The 18,751-nt window shown below is 33.3% G+C and carries 16 protein-coding genes; 11 read left to right on the forward strand and 5 right to left on the reverse strand.

Annotation, left to right across the window (positions count from 1 at the left end; genetic code table 11):
* Window positions 1-94 precede the first annotated feature (94 nt).
* The 5 genes from AWH02_RS03170 (at window position 95) to AWH02_RS03190 (ending at window position 5,169) form a co-directional block, all read left to right on the forward strand.
* On the forward strand, window positions 95-1,288 hold the full coding sequence (locus AWH02_RS03170; RefSeq protein WP_060553296.1) for a S1C family serine protease: 1,194 nt from the start codon (window positions 95-97) through the stop codon (window positions 1,286-1,288).
* Window positions 1,289-1,353: 65 nt separating this feature from the next.
* Window positions 1,354-2,118 carry a ParB/RepB/Spo0J family partition protein gene (locus AWH02_RS03175; protein WP_045772585.1) on the forward strand — a complete coding sequence of 255 codons (765 nt, stop codon included), beginning with the start codon at window positions 1,354-1,356 and terminating at the stop codon, window positions 2,116-2,118.
* Between the two features lie 203 nt (window positions 2,119-2,321).
* Window positions 2,322-3,674, forward strand: coding sequence for a chromosomal replication initiator protein DnaA (dnaA, locus tag AWH02_RS03180; protein WP_008808037.1), 1,353 nt, complete (start codon window positions 2,322-2,324; stop codon window positions 3,672-3,674).
* A gap of 155 nt (window positions 3,675-3,829) precedes the next feature.
* Window positions 3,830-4,966, forward strand: coding sequence for a DNA polymerase III subunit beta (gene dnaN, locus AWH02_RS03185; RefSeq protein ID WP_008808038.1), 1,137 nt, complete (start codon window positions 3,830-3,832; stop codon window positions 4,964-4,966).
* On the forward strand, window positions 4,966-5,169 hold the full coding sequence (locus AWH02_RS03190; RefSeq protein ID WP_008808039.1) for a DUF951 domain-containing protein: 204 nt from the start codon (window positions 4,966-4,968) through the stop codon (window positions 5,167-5,169). Before dnaN ends, AWH02_RS03190 begins: the two co-directional genes overlap by 1 nt.
* Window positions 5,170-5,187: 18 nt before the next feature.
* Here AWH02_RS03190 and AWH02_RS03195 read toward each other — a convergent pair whose 3' ends face one another.
* The 3 genes from AWH02_RS03195 to AWH02_RS03205 all read right to left on the reverse strand — a co-directional run bounded on the left by AWH02_RS03195 (window position 5,188) and on the right by AWH02_RS03205 (window position 10,004).
* Window positions 5,188-5,706 (reverse strand): YehR family lipoprotein, encoded by a 519-nt coding sequence (locus AWH02_RS03195; RefSeq protein ID WP_020992856.1) that lies wholly within the window; start codon window positions 5,704-5,706, stop codon window positions 5,188-5,190.
* A 68-nt stretch (window positions 5,707-5,774) separates the two neighbouring features.
* Window positions 5,775-8,342, reverse strand: a complete 2,568-nt coding sequence (locus AWH02_RS03200) for a YfhO family protein (RefSeq protein ID WP_060954902.1) — start codon at window positions 8,340-8,342, stop codon at window positions 5,775-5,777.
* Window positions 8,343-8,381: 39 nt separating this feature from the next.
* Window positions 8,382-10,004 (reverse strand): ATP-binding cassette domain-containing protein, encoded by a 1,623-nt coding sequence (locus AWH02_RS03205; protein ID WP_060553295.1) that lies wholly within the window; start codon window positions 10,002-10,004, stop codon window positions 8,382-8,384.
* Window positions 10,005-10,233: 229 nt separating this feature from the next.
* Between AWH02_RS03205 and trpS the strand changes: the two genes are divergently transcribed.
* Together trpS and guaB are read left to right on the forward strand one after the other, a co-directional pair.
* A complete protein-coding gene (trpS, locus tag AWH02_RS03210) occupies window positions 10,234-11,256 on the forward strand; it encodes a tryptophan--tRNA ligase (RefSeq protein ID WP_060553294.1) in 1,023 nt (340 codons plus the stop codon).
* A gap of 104 nt (window positions 11,257-11,360) precedes the next feature.
* Entirely contained in the window at window positions 11,361-12,842 is a 1,482-nt protein-coding gene (gene guaB / locus AWH02_RS03215; RefSeq protein ID WP_008808044.1) for an IMP dehydrogenase, read from the forward strand.
* Window positions 12,843-12,946: 104 nt separating this feature from the next.
* Here the strand turns inward: guaB and recF are convergent, their stop codons facing one another.
* Window positions 12,947-14,032 (reverse strand): DNA replication/repair protein RecF, encoded by a 1,086-nt coding sequence (recF, locus tag AWH02_RS03220; protein WP_060553293.1) that lies wholly within the window; start codon window positions 14,030-14,032, stop codon window positions 12,947-12,949.
* A 1-nt stretch (window position 14,033) separates the two neighbouring features.
* The gene (gene yaaA, locus AWH02_RS03225; RefSeq protein ID WP_060553292.1) at window positions 14,034-14,426 is read right to left on the reverse strand and encodes a S4 domain-containing protein YaaA; all 393 of its coding nucleotides are present in this window, start codon (window positions 14,424-14,426) and stop codon (window positions 14,034-14,036) included.
* Window positions 14,427-14,580: 154 nt separating this feature from the next.
* Between yaaA and yfmF the strand changes: the two genes are divergently transcribed.
* From yfmF to pgsA, 4 genes are all read left to right on the forward strand, one after another.
* Window positions 14,581-15,828: an EF-P 5-aminopentanol modification-associated protein YfmF gene (yfmF, locus tag AWH02_RS03230; RefSeq protein WP_060553291.1), complete on the forward strand. Its 1,248-nt coding sequence runs from the start codon at window positions 14,581-14,583 to the stop codon at window positions 15,826-15,828.
* Entirely contained in the window at window positions 15,828-17,123 is a 1,296-nt protein-coding gene (yfmH, locus tag AWH02_RS03235; protein ID WP_060553290.1) for an EF-P 5-aminopentanol modification-associated protein YfmH, read from the forward strand. Before yfmF ends, yfmH begins: the two co-directional genes overlap by 1 nt.
* A 246-nt stretch (window positions 17,124-17,369) precedes the next feature.
* The gene (gene rodZ / locus AWH02_RS03240) at window positions 17,370-18,200 is read left to right on the forward strand and encodes a cytoskeleton protein RodZ (RefSeq protein ID WP_060553289.1); all 831 of its coding nucleotides are present in this window, start codon (window positions 17,370-17,372) and stop codon (window positions 18,198-18,200) included.
* Between the two features lie 8 nt (window positions 18,201-18,208).
* Window positions 18,209-18,748, forward strand: a complete 540-nt coding sequence (gene pgsA, locus AWH02_RS03245) for a CDP-diacylglycerol--glycerol-3-phosphate 3-phosphatidyltransferase (protein WP_060553288.1) — start codon at window positions 18,209-18,211, stop codon at window positions 18,746-18,748.
* Window positions 18,749-18,751 lie beyond the last annotated feature (3 nt).

Genomic DNA, 18,751 nt, shown 5'->3' on the forward strand with positions numbered 1-18,751 from the left:
GTTTTCCACAAACTGTGGAAAAGTGATTATTTTTAAGATATAATTAAGTTATCGGTTCTATACTTACAGCAATTTGAAATATTAGGAGGAAGATATGAAAAACTCTTCAAATTTCTTCAAAAAAACATTGCAAGTTTTCATTGTTTTGTTAGTTGGTTTTATAGGTGGTGTTGCTGGAACATGGGGATTTTCTTATTTTTCAACACCTCATTCAGCCACAAATAATAATCAGAAAACAGCGACTACAATAACAACATCCTATAAAAATAGTAATTCTACAACAAAGGCTGTTGATAAAGTAAAAGACGCGGTTGTCTCTGTCATTACATATTCTGAATCTAATTCAGATGCTATTTTTGACAACAATAATTCAGGAAATGAAAATGATCAGGTAGCTAGCGAAGGATCTGGTGTTATCTATAGAAAAGATAAAGACTATGCTTACTTAGTTACCAATACACACGTTATCAATGGTGCAAAAAAAGTTGATATCCGTCTTGCTGATGGGAATAAGGTTCCTGGTGAAATAGTCGGGACTGATACATATTCTGATATTTCTGTAGTCAGAATTCCTGCTGATAAAGTAAAAAATGTAGCAGAATTTGGGGATTCTAGTAAATTAACTGTTGGGGAAACTGCCATTGCAATCGGAAGTCCTCTTGGATCTGATTATGCTAATACAGTGACTCAGGGGATTGTTTCCAGCCTAAGCCGTAATGTTTCTTCACGATCAGAAGATGGTCAAACAATTGCTACTCAAGCTATTCAAACTGATGCAGCAATTAATCCAGGTAACTCTGGTGGTCCTCTTGTAAACATTCAAGGTCAAGTTATTGGTATTACCTCTAGTAAAATTGCTAACACCAATAATGGTAGTACTTCTGTTGAAGGTATGGGATTTGCAATACCATCCAATGATGTTGTAAATATCATTGAACAATTAGAAAAGAATGGAAAAGTCATTCGACCAGCATTAGGAATTCAAATGGTCAACTTAAGTAGTTTGTCTTCTTCAAGCTCTGATCGATTAAAACTTCCAGACAATATTAAGAATGGTGTCGTTGTTCGTTCCACACAAACTGGAATGCCTGCTGATGGTAAGTTACAAAAATATGATGTGATTACAAAAATTGATGATACAGAAATATCATCTGCTAGCGATATCCAATCAGCTCTTTATAAACATTCAATTAATGAAGAAATTAAAGTTACTTATTATCGTGATGGAAAAGAGCAAACAACAACTATTAAACTAACTAAATCAACTGATGATTTAAGTTCTGAATAAATACCATTTACAAGACTGTCAACACACCTTTACTCTTTCGTAAAGGTGTGTTATGCTATATACAAATGGAAAATTATCAATATATTTTAATTAAAGATATTCACACCAATCCCTATCAACCAAGAAAAGATTTTTCAATAGAGAAATTAAACGAGTTGGCAAATTCTATTAAAGAAAACGGATTAATCCAGCCTATTATCGTCAGGAAATCATCTATCATTGGATACGAACTTTTAGCTGGGGAAAGAAGATTTAGGGCAGCTAAAATAGCAGGCTTAACTGAAATTCCTGCCTTAGTAAAATCACTAAGCGATGATGAAATGATGAAGCAGGCTATTATTGAAAATCTTCAAAGAGAGGATCTCAATCCAATAGAAGAAGCTGAATCTTATCAACATCTTATTTATAAGGGATTGACGCATGATGAAATCGCTCAGATTATGGGGAAATCAAGGCCTTATATTACAAATCTTGTTCGCTTGCTACAGCTACCTGATTTTGTCTTAAAAGCTGTAAAAGAAGGTCATATTTCTCAGGCTCATGCTCGATTATTAATAAAACTTAAGGAAAAAGACCAGAAAAAATGGCTTGAAAAAATTATTTCTTCAGATATTTCTGTTAGAAAATTAGAGAAATTATTACAGACTTCTCCTACTAAGCCTAAGTCTGAAAATGTCCAAAAAATTTTTATAGAGGAAGAAGAAGAAAATCTAAAGAAATTATTGGGAGTTGATGTAAAGATTAGTCTCTCTAAGAAACAAACTGGCAAAATCTCAATTTCTTTTTCTAATCAGGAAGAATATGAAAGAATTATTAACAGTCTTAAATAGTACTGTTATTTTTCTTTTATCATTTCACAAGCATTTCCACAAAATATAGTATCCAGAAAACTTTATATAGCAAGAAAAATCTTAACTTTCCACAACTTGTGGAAAACTTTGATAAACATTGTGGATTTCTATTCACAGTTGTGGAAAACTTTTTAAGTTTATGTTAAAATATTGAAGAATATTATAAGTAGAAGGGAGAAATAATGGCTCAGGAACAAGAATTTTGGGCGCGTGTATTAGAGTTAGCTCACACTCAGCTAAAAAAAACAACCTTTGACTTTTTTGTAGCAGAAGCCAAATTGATTAAAATTGAAAATAATCAAGCGACAATTCACTTAGATAGTCCTGTTAAAAAGCTTTTCTGGGAGCAAAATTTAGCAGATATTATCCTAACGGCTGGTTTCGAAATCTACAATGATCAAATTACTGCCTTATACGTATTTGAAACAGAAGACAGAGTTAAAGAAGAACCAGTTTATTTAACTTCACAGCAGCCCGATTTAACTGAAAAGAAAAAATCTCCTCCACTAGCTACTGGCTTAAAAGCAAAATATACTTTTGAAAACTTCGTGCAAGGAGATGGCAATCAGTGGGCAAAAGCAGCGGCCCTAGCTGTTGCAGATAATCTGGGAGGTATCTATAATCCCTTATTCATTTATGGTGGACCAGGTTTAGGAAAAACACATTTATTAAATGCTATTGGAAACGAAGTATTAGAAAATACACCTGATGCTCGGATAAAATATGTTCCAGCTGAGACCTTTATTAATGATTTCCTAGAACATCTTCGTTTAGGAGAAATGGATAGTTTTAAGAAAATCTATCGCAGTCTTGATTTATTATTAATCGATGATATTCAGGCACTTAGTAAAAAAGTATCTACTCAAGAAGAATTCTTTAACACTTTTAATGCCTTGCATGGAGAAAATAAACAGATTGTTTTGACCAGTGACCGGAGTCCGGATTATTTGGAAAATCTAGAAGAAAGATTAGTCACGCGCTTCAAGTGGGGCTTAACTAGTGATATCACTCCTCCAAATTTTGAAACTCGGATTGCTATTTTGCGAAATAAAATTGAAGAATTTGATCTTATTTTTCCAAATGAAACAATTGAATACTTAGCTGGACAATTTGATTCAAATGTACGTGACCTTGAAGGTGCTCTAAAAGATATCAATTTACTTGCTAGTATGAAGCAGATTAAAGAGATTACTATAGATATTGCAGCTGAAGCTATTCGCTCTCGTAAACAAGCAGGAAGTCAACTATTAGTCATCCCAATTGATCGTATCCAAACTGAAGTTGGGAATTTTTACGGAGTTAGTGTCAAAGAAATGAAAGGGACTAGGCGAGTTCAAAATATTGTATTAGCTCGTCAGGTTGCCATGTACTTGACCCGAGAATTAACAGATAATAGCTTACCAAAGATTGGACGTGAATTTGGCGGAAAAGACCATACAACAGTAATTCATGCCCATGGAAAAATAAAAAGTATGCTAGAAGAAGACGATAATCTACGTTTAGAAATTGAATCGATAAAAAATAAAATAAAATAGTTGTGGATAAGTTTTTAAAAATATGGAAATTAATCCACAAATTGTGCACAAGTAAGAATACTTGCTGTAACTATGATTGAACTATTTTTCCACATTATCCACATAGCCTACTATTACTATTAACCTTATAATCATAAATAATAAAAGGAGTTTTCATGATTAACTTTTCTATTAATAAAAATTTATTTTTACAAGCCTTGAACACAACCAAACGAGCTATTAGTCATAAAAATGCCATTCCTATTCTTTCAACGATTAAAATTGATGTTACTAACGAAGGCATTACCTTAATTGGTTCTAATGGACAAATTTCGATTGAAAATTTTATTTCTATAAATAATGAAAATGCAGGTCTCTTAGTTACTTCCTTAGGTTCAATCCTTCTTGAAGCTACTTTCTTTATTAATGTTGTTTCTAGTCTTCCAGATGTGACTCTTGATTTTAAAGAAATTGAGCAAAAGCAAATCGTACTGACTAGTGGAAAATCAGAAATTACTCTAAAAGGAAAAGATGCTGATCAATATCCACGTATTCAAGATGTACCAACTTCTAATCCATTGGTTCTTGAAACAAAGATTTTGAAGGATTTAATTAATGAAACAGCATTTGCAGCTAGCTTACAAGAGAGTCGTCCTATTTTAACTGGTGTACACTTTGTTTTAACGGATCATAAGAATCTTAAAACAGTTGCTACAGATTCCCATCGACTCAGTCAAAAGAAAATTATTCTAGAAAAAAATGGGGATAACTTTGACGTTGTTATTCCAAGTCGTTCTCTACGCGAATTTACAGCTGTTTTTAGCGATGAAATTGAGACAGTTGAGGTTTTCTTTGCTAATCATCAAATTCTTTTTAGAAGCGAAAATATTAGCTTCTATACACGTCTATTAGAAGGAAATTACCCAGATACGGATCGTCTTATTCCCACAGAGTTTTCAACAGTTGTTACTTTTGCTACATCTGCTTTACGTGCTGCGATGGAACGCGCTCGACTATTATCTAATGCCACACAGAATGGAACTGTAAAACTAGAGATTGAAGGTGGCGTTGTAAGTGCTCATGTTAATTCTCCAGAAGTTGGACGAGTGAATGAAGAAATTGATGCTGAAAATGTTTCAGGAGACAATCTAACTATTAGCTTTAACCCAACTTATCTTATTGAAGCTTTAAAAGCTGTTAATAGTGAAAAAGTAACTATTAGCTTTATCTCAGCTGTTCGCCCATTTACTCTTGTGCCTAGTGATCAAGAAGAAGATTTCATTCAATTAATTACTCCAGTGAGAACAAACTAATGTATGATAAAGGAAGTTATGTTGAAATGAAAAAGCCACATGCCTGTACGATTAAGTCAACAGGTAAAAAGGCAAATCGTTGGGAAATCACGAGAGTTGGAGCGGATATAAAAATTCGTTGCACAAATTGTGATCATGTTGTCATGATGAGTCGTTATGACTTTGAGAGAAAAATGAAAAAAGTCTTAAGTGATGAAACTTAAGACTTTTTATTATTCTTTTTATTTTTTGAGTTCTTCAAACTTACCATTTTCGACTTTTTTGAAGCCACTTTTTTCAAGTGCTTCTCCACTAGCTTTCATACTAATTTTTTTAGCATTTTTTTCGTTAGAAATCATCATACCTGGAAGAGAAGCCAATTCTTTTAAATCAGCTTTGTCGTAATCAATTTCTATATTTTCTTTAATACCGTTTTTATCAAAGGAGACTTTTTCTTTAATTCCTTTGACTGTTTGATATTGTTTTGAAAGTTCTTCTATTTTAGCTTTAGCAGCATTTTTTTGCTCTTCTTGGCTTTCATCGATTCCTAAAGACTTATAAGAAATGAAGTTTTCAGTAGTTTGTTTGGTAACTACGTCACCTTTATGATAATAGGTCAGACGCATATCAAATTGATTTGATTGATCAATTCTTTGGTAATAAGTAACTTCTTCTTTTTGACCACAAGCTACTAAAAGAAAAGCAAAACATACTGTAAGTATAGTAAGGGACAATTTTAATAAATGATTTTTTTTCATCATGGAAACCTCCTTCATATACAAATATTATAAAATAAATTCTTTAAAATTCAAATAATTTTTTTGAATTATCATCTTTTTTTGTAATTATAAAGTGTAAAAAGAGTAATTCCAAAAATAAAACATCCTATCCCTTCCTTAAAACCTCTAGGAATAAATTTTAGGATAACTCTTCCTGATCCTTTTTTTACATCAACCTTCATGAAGCCATCTTGAGCCTTATAGATAGTAACTGGATGACCATTTTGTGTTGCGCTCCATCCCTTATCGTAAGGTAAAGTTAAGAAGAGAGAGGAATCTTTTTGAGCATGATAATCTACAGTTATTTTGCTATTTTTTGTAGTAACTTCGACTTTTTGAGAATGAATTTTATCTATTGCTTCTTGAAAGTGATTGATATTTACTTTATAAAATTCAGGTTTATCAAAAGAAACTTGAGAATTATCAGGAAATGTAAAGTGAACAGTTACTGTTTGTTTATCCATAAAATGACCAAGGTTAAAAAATGTAAAGACATTATTTGTTGTAAAGCGTCTTGTTTCGTTTCCTATCGAAATATCAACAACTGTCTGATCATCATTAGAAAAATGTATATTTGGAAGACTGACATAAACTTGACTATTCTCAGGAACATCTAGTGTATAAGTCATACTAGCAAAGCTTGAATTATTCTCTTTGTCAACATTTACAGTGATATGATCATTATTTTCAATAATGTTATGAGAGTTTATTGGATAAATTTTTTGAAAGTACTTATAGTTTAAGCCTGATAATTGATTTAGAAATTTTGTTTGATTATCAAGAGTTAAATTATTAAACTTTACATCTTTGTAAACTTTATTAGTTAAAAAAGCTAAGGTAGTTGCATTTTTATTTTGATATAGGGTTAGATTCTTTTCTGTTTTAATTGGAGTGAATCCATACTTTTGAGGATTTACTTCAGAAATATTATAAGCAAGCGAGAAGATAGCATCCATTAAAATGCTATTGTTTTGATAGCGTAAATTAAGATTAGTTCCAGTTGATTTAAAACCAAGTTTATCTAGAGTTGAACTTGTCATTGTATTTCGAACAGAAGAAAATTGTGAAATACCATTGTAGTTATATTTCATACTATCATTTCCTGTTTGAGGATCCAATGTCTCTGTGCGAAAAAATTCTGTATTTTTATCTTTTGAATACTTTACAAGCTTGTCAATTTCTTTTAAATTTTTAGCATAGGAAGAACGGCTAGCAAATACCCATTCTTTAGCAATGCCATCAACTTGGTAAAAAGCGTTTAAAGAAACTTCAAAACAAACAAAAGCTAATGTTGTAACAAAAAACACTTTCTTTGAAATAAAAGATTTAGTAAAAGTACCAAATATTAATAAGTAGGCTAAGAGAAACTCTAAAGTTAAAATAAAGTTTACAGGTCCTAAAAAATCATAATGTTTTCTAAAAACAAAAACAAAAATAAATCCAATGGATAAAATCGTGAAAGATATGATTAGATTCTTAAATTTAATTTGTTTAAGACGTTGTAAGGTTTCTGCTGCTAAAAAGATAATGAAAAGAGAGAAGAGCCAGGAATAGCGATGTAAAAACATATTAGGCGCGTGCATCCCTTGCCAAAACAAGTCTAATCTTTCAAGAGAAAAACTTGCAATAAATATTATAATTAGAAAAAAATAGGAAAGTTTCACGTGAAACTTAATCGATTTTAATGTAAAAAACAGGATAGCTAGCAATAGTGGAACTATTCCAACATAAATCATTGGAATGGATCCATATTTAGTTGTATCAAAGCTTCCAATAAAATTTTTAGCAAAAATATCTAAAAACCAAGTTTTTTCTGTAAACAGTCTATCAACTGAAGTTAATTTTTCTCCATGAGTTTTTAAATCCAAAAATGTTGGCAAAATCATAATTAGACTTGTGACGCCAGATAATATTGACACAATTGTAAAGTCTAAAAAAGTTTTAATTCTATTTTTAAAATCCCATGTTGTTTGGACAAAAAACCAAAAAATTAAAAATAGTGCCATCATATATCCAAAATAGTAATTCTGGATAAAGAGAATTGACAAACTCGTAAAGTATAATACTCGATTTTTTTTGAGGAGTAAAAGGTGTAAACCATAGAGAATTAGAGGAGCAAGGATAAAGACATCTAGCCAAGTTTTGATTTCAATTTGACTAGTTGCAAAACTCATAAGAGAATAGCAGGTTGACAGCATTAAAATAAGAAAGTTTGGTATTTTTTTAAATATTCCTTTTAAACTGATAGCAGCTGTTAACCCAATTAATCCAAATTTAATCAAGGTAAAGAGATAGACAGCATCTGGCATATTTTCTAGATTGAAGAAATAAACAAAAGGAGATAAAAAACTTCCTAAATAGTAACTAGTCAAAGCATAAAAGTTTAAACCTAATCCACTTGTAAAGGTATAAAAAAGACTGTCACTGCCATGAAGAATATTTCTGAGCGTAGTATCAAAGATAACATACTGATGAAACCCATCTCCTAGTAAAGGAGATGTATCACTATTCCAATAAATTCCTTGGGAAAGATATACAATGAACATAATTAAAAAAGGAATTAAAAATGCTGCAAAGTAAACCCAATAATTTTTAAAATAATTCTTTATTTTTTTCATAAACTATATATAGCTAAAAAGCGAATATTCATTCGCTTTTTAATCTTTCCATAATTCTTTTACTTTTTGCTGAACTTCTTGATTTTCTAAGAATTCATCATAAGTTTCATCAATACGATCAATCACACCATTTTTAGATAACACAATAATATGATTTGCTAATGTTTGAATAAATTCATGGTCATGGCTAGCAAAAATAATGGACTCTTTGAAGTTTTTCAATCCATCATTTAAGCTGGAAATTGATTCCAAATCTAAGTGATTTGTTGGATCATCCAATACTAAGACATTGGATTTAAGCAACATCAATTTAGAAAGCATGACACGAACTTTTTCTCCACCTGACAAGACGTTTACAGACTTGTTAACCTCATCTCCAGAGAAAAGCATACGCCCAAGAAAACCTCGGAGGAAAGTATTGTCATCTTCTTCTTTACTTGCAAATTGACGCAACCAATCAAGGATTGACTCACCACCAGCAAAATCACGAGAATTATCTTTAGGTAAATAAGATTGACTAGTTGTCACACCCCACTTGACAGTTCCTTCGTATTCAATATCTCCCATTAAAGCACGAATTAAGGCTGTTGTTTGAATATCGTTTTGACCAATCAAAGCTGTCTTGTCACCTGGACGTAAGATGAAACTGATATTATCCAAAATAGTTTCTCCGTCAATCTTGACAGAAAGATTTTCAACTGTCAAGAGGTCATTACCAATTTCACGTTCAGCTTTAAAGCTGATAAATGGGTATTTACGGCTAGATGGAACAATTTCTTCTAACTCTATCTTGTCAAGCATTTTTTTACGGGAAGTTGCTTGTTTTGATTTGGACGCATTGGCAGAGAAACGAGCAACGAACTCTTGAAGTTGTTTGATTTTTTCTTCTGCTTTGGCATTTCGGTCAGCGAGTAGCTTAGCCGCTAGTTCGCTTGATTCTTTCCAGAAATCATAGTTTCCGACATAGAGCTTGATTTTTCCAAAGTCAAGGTCGGCCATATGAGTGCAGACTTTATTTAAAAAGTGACGGTCGTGAGATACAACAATAACTGTATTGTCAAAATCGATAAGAAAGTCTTCTAGCCAAGTAATAGACTGAATATCAAGACCATTAGTTGGCTCGTCCAGAAGCAAGACATCGGGTTTACCAAAAAGGGCTTTTGCCAAGAGTACTTTAACCTTGTCTCCATTAGAGAGTTCACTCATATTTTGGTAGTGAAGATCTTCTGGAATATTTAGGTTTTGCAAGAGTTGAGAAGCTTCACTTTCTGCTTCCCAGCCACCTAGTTCAGCAAACTCTCCCTCAAGCTCAGCCGCACGAACACCATCTTCATCTGAAAAATCTGGCTTCATGTAGATAGCATCTTTTTCCTTCATGATACTGTAAAGTAGGTCATTTCCCATAATAACAATATCAATGACTCTTTCATCTTCGTAGTCAAAGTGATTTTGACGAAGAACTGAAAGACGTTCATTAGGACCTAATGAAATATGACCAGTTGTTGGTTCAATATCTCCAGCTAATATTTTTAAAAATGTTGATTTTCCAGCGCCATTGGCACCAATTAACCCATAGGTATTACCAGCTGTAAATTTGATGTTAACTTCATCAAATAATTTGCGGTCACTGAAACGTAATGAAACATCTGATACTGTAAGCAATATAATTCTCCTCTTTAATATAACTAGTACTATTTTACTAGAAAAATCACCATATTTCAAATAATTCAAGAAGAAACTCTTGTTTTTAATTGTAAAATTCTTGTCAACTTATTGTCAATTAAATTGATAAAGTTGTAAAAGTTATTTTTATATAGAAATTTATCCAATCTCCTTTCTCATTTTTATTGAAAATGTTATAATGAATTCAACATTAATTGAGGAGAAATAGATGACAAAGCCTATTATTTTAACAGGAGATCGGCCAACTGGAAAATTACATATTGGCCATTATGTAGGAAGTTTACGGAATCGAGTTCTTTTACAAAATGAAGGAAAATATGATTTATTTGTTTTTTTAGCTGATCAACAAGCCTTGACAGATCATGCCAAGGACCCACAAACAATTATTGAATCAATAGGGAACGTAGCTTTGGATTATTTAGCTGCAGGATTGGATCCAGAAAAGGTTACTATTTTTATTCAGAGTCAAATTCCTGAACTTGCTGAATTAACAATGTACTACATGAATCTAGTCTCTTTAGCTCGGTTGGAAAGAAATCCAACTGTCAAGACAGAAATAGCTCAAAAGGGCTTTGGTCAAAGCATTCCTACAGGATTTTTGGTTTATCCAATTTCTCAGGCGGCTGATATTACAGCTTTTAAGGCGAATTATGTACCAGTTGGGACTGATCAAAAGCCAATGATTGAGCAAACTAGAGAAATAGTTCGTTCTTTTAACAATGCTTATCAAAAAGATGTCTTAGTTGAACCGGAGGGGATTTATCCTGAGAATGAAGCTGCAGGACGATTACCAGGGTTGGATGGAAATGCTAAAATGTCTAAATCATTAAATAATGGAATCTACCTTGCTGATGATATGGATACACTTAAGAAAAAAGTGATGGGAATGTACACAGATCCTAATCATATTAGAGTAGAAGATCCGGGAAAAATCGAAGGTAATATGGTTTTTCATTATCTGGATGTCTTTGGAAGACCAGAAGATCAAGCGGAAATTGCTGCAATGAAGGAACATTATCAAAGAGGCGGCTTGGGTGATGTAAAGACAAAACGTTATCTATTGGAGATTTTAGAAAGAGAGTTGGGCCCTATTCGTGAGCGTCGTATAGAGTTTGCTAAGGATATGGGACAAGTCTATGATATGCTTAAAAAAGGAAGCGAAAAAGCACGTCAAAAAGCTAGCCAGACTCTTTCTGAAGTGAAATCAGCTATGGGGATTAATTATTTTTAATAGATGATTGACAAATCATAACAGAGTGGTATTATATTATAAATTAAGTTGGTCTAGAACATGGTTCTACTATATAGATGAAAATAGAAAAGAGGAAACTTCGAATGTCTAATTGGGACACTAAATTTTTGAAAAAAGGTTTTACCTTTGATGATGTATTGTTGATTCCAGCTGAAAGTCATGTGTTGCCTAACGATGCAGATTTAACTACGAAATTGGCAGATAATTTGACTTTAAATATCCCAATTATTACAGCGGCAATGGATACCGTAACAGAAAGTCAAATGGCCATTGCTATCGCGCGTGCAGGTGGTCTTGGAGTAATCCATAAAAATATGTCTATTGCGCAACAAGCAGACGAAGTCCGTAAGGTAAAACGTTCTGAAAATGGTGTTATTATTGATCCATTCTTTTTAACACCAGAACATACAATTGCTGAAGCAGATGAATTGATGGGACGTTATCGTATTAGTGGTGTTCCAGTTGTTGAAACATTAGAAAACCGTAAGTTGGTTGGTATATTGACCAATCGAGATTTGCGTTTCATTTCTGATTTCAATCAACCTATTTCTAATCATATGACTAGCGAAAATTTGGTTACAGCTCCAGTTGGAACAGATTTAGAAACTGCTGAGCGTATTCTTCAGGAACACCGTATTGAAAAACTTCCTCTGGTTGATGAAGATGGTCGTCTTTCAGGTTTAATCACGATTAAAGATATTGAAAAAGTAATTGAATTTCCAAATGCTGCTAAAGATGAGTTTGGTCGTCTTCTAGTTGCTGGTGCGGTAGGTGTCACTTCAGATACATTTGAACGTGCAGAAGCTCTTTTTGAAGCAGGTGCTGATGCTATTGTTATTGATACAGCTCATGGACACTCTGCAGGAGTTTTACGTAAGATTGCTGAAATTCGTGCTCATTTCCCAGATCGTACTTTAATTGCTGGTAATATTGCAACTGCTGAAGGTGCACGTGCCCTTTATGAAGCAGGTGTAGATGTCGTTAAAGTTGGAATTGGTCCTGGATCTATCTGTACAACCCGTGTAATTGCAGGTGTTGGTGTGCCTCAAGTAACTGCAATTTATGATGCAGCAGCGGTTGCGCGTGAATATGGTAAAACAATCATTGCTGATGGTGGTATTAAATACTCAGGTGATATTGTCAAAGCTCTAGCAGCAGGAGGAAATGCTGTTATGTTAGGTTCTATGTTTGCAGGAACTGATGAAGCTCCTGGGGAAACCGAAATTTTCCAAGGACGTAAGTTCAAAACATATCGAGGTATGGGATCTATTGCAGCAATGAAAAAAGGTTCAAGCGACCGTTACTTCCAAGGTTCTGTCAACGAAGCTAATAAGTTAGTTCCAGAAGGAATTGAAGGTCGTGTAGCATACAAGGGTGCTGCAGCTGATATTGTCTTCCAAATGCTTGGAGGAATTCGCTCTGGTATGGGTTATGTTGGAGCTGCAAATCTACAAGAACTACACGAAAATGCTCAATTTATTGAAATGAGTGGCGCTGGATTGAAGGAAAGTCATCCTCATGATGTTCAAATTACAAACGAAGCTCCTAACTATTCAGTGCAATAAAAAAATGCGCCATATATTGGTGCATTTTTATTTTACAATAGATATAGTTGATCTTTACAATATATGTAAAGGTTGTAAAAATAGAGTTTACAATTTTGTAAACTCTATTTTATGTGCCCATTTAAAATTTCAAATATTTTTATATCTTTAGGTAGGTTTTTTAGGTGTTCCAAAGTAGTTGTGGTAATAAAAGTTTGTATTTCTTGAGAAATTGTTTCTAGCAATTTAAGTTGACGATTATTGTCAAGTTCACTCATCACATCGTCAAGCAGGAGGATAGGAGATTCTTTTGTTATATTTTCAATCAATTTTATTTCTGCTAATTTAAGAGAGAGTACCACACTTCTGTGTTGCCCCTGACTTCCATAATTAGCATCCATTTGATTGATAAAGAAAGCTATATCATCTCGATGAGGACCTACACTAGTATTTTGTTTAAATAAATCTCTTTTTCGATTTTTACTTAGGCTTTGTCTAAAACTTTCTTCAATACTGTCAATATCTTGTAAAGGTACAGAGGATAGATAGTCAATAGTTAGAGTTTCTTTTTTTTGTGAGATATCAAGGTGTTTTTCCTGGGCGAATATTTCGAGTTTTTTTAAGAAGTCTAAGCGATGTTTGACCACACGACAACCATATTCAATAAGCTGTTCATCTAAAACAGATAGAAAATTCTCATCAATTTTTTGACTGTTCTTTAGATAAGAATTTCTTTGTTTAAGAACATGATTGTAATTAGAAAGATCTGCTAGATAAAGAGGCTTGATTTGCCCCAATTCAATGTCTATAAATTTTCGTCTTAATGTAGGCGAACCTTTAATAAGTTGTAAATCTTCTGGCGCAAACAGAACAACATTCATTGTCCCAATATAGTCGGAAAGTCTATTTTGCTTGAGATGATTGATTTTAGTAATACGTCCCTTAGCTGTCAACTCGATGTCAAGAGGAATTGTTCCTGTCTTTTTTTCAAGGATACCTGATACTTTGAGATCTTTTTCTTGAAAATGAATAAAATCTTTATCTGATCTAGTTCGGTGACTACGAGTCAAAGCTAAGAAGTAAATAGATTCTAGAATATTTGTTTTTCCTTGTGCATTTTGGCCAAGAAAAACGTTTAGACCAGAGTGAAAGTTGATTTCTGCATCTTGATAATTACGAAAATGTTTAAGAGTGAGTGATTTTAGCCACATATTATGTTCCTGGGAAGCGTACAGGGGCTTTTTTCTCTTGCTTTATACCTGTTTGCTTTCTGTTATTCTTTTTGGGAGCAGTAGTATTTTTTTTAAGATTTTTATTCATTTCTTTAACCATGTTAGCAATGCGTTGTTTTTTAGCTGTTTCTTCTGTATGCCGAACTTTTTCGTCTGGACTTGGTTCAAGAATAGATAGAGTTAGGTTTTCTCTAGGAATCGTTATTTGGTCTCCAACTCGAATTTTTTTTCCTCGTCTTGTTTCTAATTCACCATTGAAAAAAACATCATTTTCAGCTAAAAACGCCTTAATAGCACCGCCACTTTGGATTACTCCAACCTCTTTCAGGAGAGCTTGCAGTGTGATATATTCATCAAATAATTTATAATCCATATTTCACCTCAATCCTTGTCATTATACCATATTTTAAGACTGAAAGTGTATAAAATATCCAGGAAAGAAAACGTTTTAATCTGTTATAAGGAACACCAATTTCACATCATTTCGTGATATAATAGAATTCATATTAGGAAGCAAGAGGAACCTTATGGAATTAGCAAGAGGAGTCAATCTCCATTTTATTAAATCAACTAAATTCAAAACAAATAAAATAAAACTTCGTTTTTCTGCACCAATGAGTTCAGCAACCATTGCTGATCGAGTTTTGGTTTCTAGTATTTTGGAAACGGCAAATGCTTTTTATCCAACTTCTCAGCTATTTCGTGAGCGTTTAGCTAGTTTATATGGATCAAATTATTCAACCAGTGTTTCAAAGAGAGGTTTGGTTCATTATGTAGATATTAATGTGTCCTTTGTTAGGGATTCTTTTTTAAGTAGGAAAAACGCCCTAACAACAGAGATGGTTGAATTTATCAAAGCAAGTCTCTTATCTCCTTTAGTTGACCAGAAAGGTTTTGATTCCTCTATCTTTGAAATTGAAAAGAAAAATATTATTCACGAGTTGGAATCTGAAATAGAAAATCATTTTTACCACGCGCATTTAGAATTGAATAAATTATTTTATTTAAGTGAAGAAATGCAACTTCCTCGGGTCTCAAGACTTGACTTAATGAAACAAGTGACACCTGAGACCAGCCTTGCAGTCTTTCAAAAAATGCTGAAGGAAGATAAGATTGATATCTTTTTTATCGGTGATTTTAATGAAGTGGCTATGCAGGAACAATTTTCTCAATTTGGCTTCACGGATCGTGAACAGGATTTACTATTGGACTATCAGCAACCTTTTTCAAAAATTTTACGAGAAGGGATTGAACAAAAGGAAGCTAATCAATCCATTTTAGAAATGGGCTATCATTTCCCTATTCAATATGGAGATACTAGTCATATCCCTTTGATTGTAATGAATGGTCTTCTGGGTGGTTATGCACACTCTAAATTATTTGTAGAAGTTCGTGAGAAAGCTAGTCTGGCCTATACTGTTTCTAGCACTATGGACATTTTTTCAGGAATGTTACGAGTATATGCTGGTATTGATAGAAAAAATCGTAATAAAGCTATGACTTTAATTAATCGACAAGTAGCTGATCTAAAAAGAGGAAAATTTTCTGAAGAAGAGCTTCAACAGACAAAAAATATGCTTAAAAACAGTGCTCTCTTATCTCAAGATCGTCAAAATGCTTTACTGGAAACAACTTATTTGTCGGCTGTTTTAGGCAAGAAATTTTTAAGAGTCGATGAGTGGTTAGAAGTTATGGAAAATGTTAAGAAGGAAGATATTGTTTTAGCAGCGAATACCTTGAAACTTCAAGCGATGTACTTTATGGAAGGGAAATAATGCAGAATTTAGCGCTGAAAAAAATAGAATATACAGCTATTGGAGAAAGTCTTTATCGGGTAATTTTACCAAATGGATTGCGACTTTTTTTACTTCCTAAAACAAATTTTCATGAGACATATGGTATTATGACGGTGAATTTTGGTTCGGTAGATACTTATTTTGTTCCGAGAGGTACCAAGCAAGCTATCCATTATCCAGCTGGAATTGCTCATTTTTTAGAACATAAATTATTTGAAGATGAAAATGGCAATGATCTTTTGCAGGAATTTGTAGACTTAGGAGCAGAAAGTAACGCCTTTACTAGTTTCACAAAGACAAGTTACCTGTTTTCAACAACTGAGAATGTAGAAGAATGTTTGGAATTACTACAGGATTTGATTGGGGAAGCATATTTTACAGAAGAATCTGTTCAGAGAGAACAAGGAATTATCCAGCAAGAAATAGAAATGTACCAGGATAATCCAGATTATCGTTTGTTTTTTAGCGCTTTAGCAAATCTATACCCAGGGACAGCTCTGGCACAAGATATAGCTGGGAATCGCGAGTCGATTGCTGAAATCACAGTGGAAGATTTGGATGAAAACTTTGAAACTTTTTACCATCCGTCTAATATGAGTTTATTTTTAGTTGGAAATTTTGATCTGGATAAAACGGTAGCTACTATTAGTGAACAACAAAATTCGTATGAAATAGAGGATGAAAAATCAGCCATCAAAAGGCGTTCATTAAAATTATCTCCTGTAGTTCCAACTGCTAGTATGAGGATGGAAGTCAGCCGACCTAAATTAGCTGTTGCTATGCGAGGAAATGACAAAATTTCAAAGAGAAAATTATTTCGCTATAAACTTATTTTGAAATTATTATTTGATATGATGTTTGGCTGGACTTCTAAACGTTATCAAAAAATGTATGAAAATGGGAAAATTGATGCTTCCTTGACTCTGGAAGTTGAAGTAGAAGAACGCTTCCACTTTGTTATGCTGACGATGGATACCCAGGAGCCAGTAGCTTTATCTCATCAAATCCGCACAGCAATTAAAGAATTCGCTCAAGATATGGATGTAACTGAAGAGCATTTAGATATTGTTAAAAGTGAAATGTATGGTGATTTGATGCATGGTCTAAATTCGTTAGAATATATGGCAACGCAGTATGAAACCCTTATAGATGGAGAAAATCTTTTTGACTTGCCAAAAATTTTACAGGATATTCACTTAGAAGATATTTTAGAAGTTGGTCATGAGTTTATTGATCACTGTGACATGATAGATTTTACAATTTTTCCAAAATAATCCTAACAAAAGAAGAGAAAAATTTGGTACAATAGTCTGTAAAAAAATGATAGAAGATGTTTTCAGAAAAGAGGATATAAAACATAAAAAATGAAACAAAGATCTAGTCCCTAGTATTATCTTTGTAAGGCTGATTCATGTTATTGGCTATGAAATCTAGATTTTATAAATATGATAAACTTTAAAGCTTGTGACATCTGGCTTGGGCACAGCTTTTTCTAGTATTTTTTAGAGGAATTTGAACGTATGAGAAAAAAAACGATAGGTGAGGTATTAAGGTTAGCTCGAATTAATCAGGGACTAAGCCTAGAAGATTTACAACAAAAAACAGATATTCAGTTAGATTTATTAGAGGCTTTAGAAGCAGATGATTTTGATAAACTACCTAGTAGTTTTTATGCCAAATCTTTTCTCCGTAAGTATGCTTGGGCAGTAGACTTAGACGAAAAAATCATTTTAGACGCCTACGAATCAGGTAGTATGGTTACTTATGATGAAGTAGATGTTGATGAAGAAAATATGGGGAGAAGAAGAAGCAATAGACAAAAAACATCTTATTTGCCACTTTTCTATTTTTCTGTCATATCGTTGGCAATCATTGCCTTTGTAACTTACTATGTCTGGCAATATGTTAATCAGATGGAAACGGAAACGGAGAATTCAGCTTCTTCTAGTTACAGTGTGGTTAAAAGCGAAGGGTCTTCAGAGGCCACTTCAACTAGCTCTAATCTGACGAGTTCTTCTTCAACCACATCGTCTAGCAGCAATGCTTTAACAGTTTCTGGTAGCGGGCAAAATCTGACAGCGACTTATTCTGGGGCAAAAGATCCTGTAACTATCAAATTATCCGTCACAACTGCAACTAGTTGGGTCAGTGTGTCGGGAACAGATTTAGACAATGGGGCTGTTTTATCTCCAGAAAATCCAAGTGTAACAACTACTGTGTCTCCTGGTTCATCTACAGTTATCATTTTAGGTGTTGTAGAGGGTGTAACGGTCTCTGTAAACGACCAGATCATTAATACTTCTGCAATCAATACCCAATCGGGAACGATTACTTTAACAATCAATAATTGAGAATGCTTATGAAAAAAGAAAATATTCCAAATGCTTTAACGCTCTTGAGAGTGGCGTTAATCCCAATTTTTATTCTATTACTAACCCTTGGTTCATCTAAGACTATTCATGTCATTGCTGCGATTATCTTTGCGGTGGCCAGCATTACTGATTATTTGGATGGATATTTAGCTCGTAAATGGAAAGTTGTTACCAATTTTGGGAAGTTTGCTGATCCAATGGCAGACAAACTTTTAGTTATGTCAGCGTTTATCATGCTGATTGAAATGAAAATGGCTCCTGCCTGGGTGGTAGCTGTGATAATTTGTCGAGAATTAGCTGTGACCGGATTGCGTCTTTTATTGGTAGAAACGGGAGGAACGGTTTTAGCTGCAGCGATGCCTGGCAAGATTAAAACATTCACACAGATGTTTGCTATTATCTTCTTGCTGATCCATTGGACACTTTTGGGACAAATTTGTCTGTATATCGCTTTAATCTTTACAATATATTCTGGTTATGACTATTTCAAAGGGAGCGCCTATCTCTTTAAAGATACTTTTAAATAAATG

It is taken from the genome of Streptococcus gordonii, from assembly GCF_001553855.1.
Taxonomy (GTDB): Bacteria; Bacillota; Bacilli; order Lactobacillales; family Streptococcaceae; genus Streptococcus; species Streptococcus gordonii.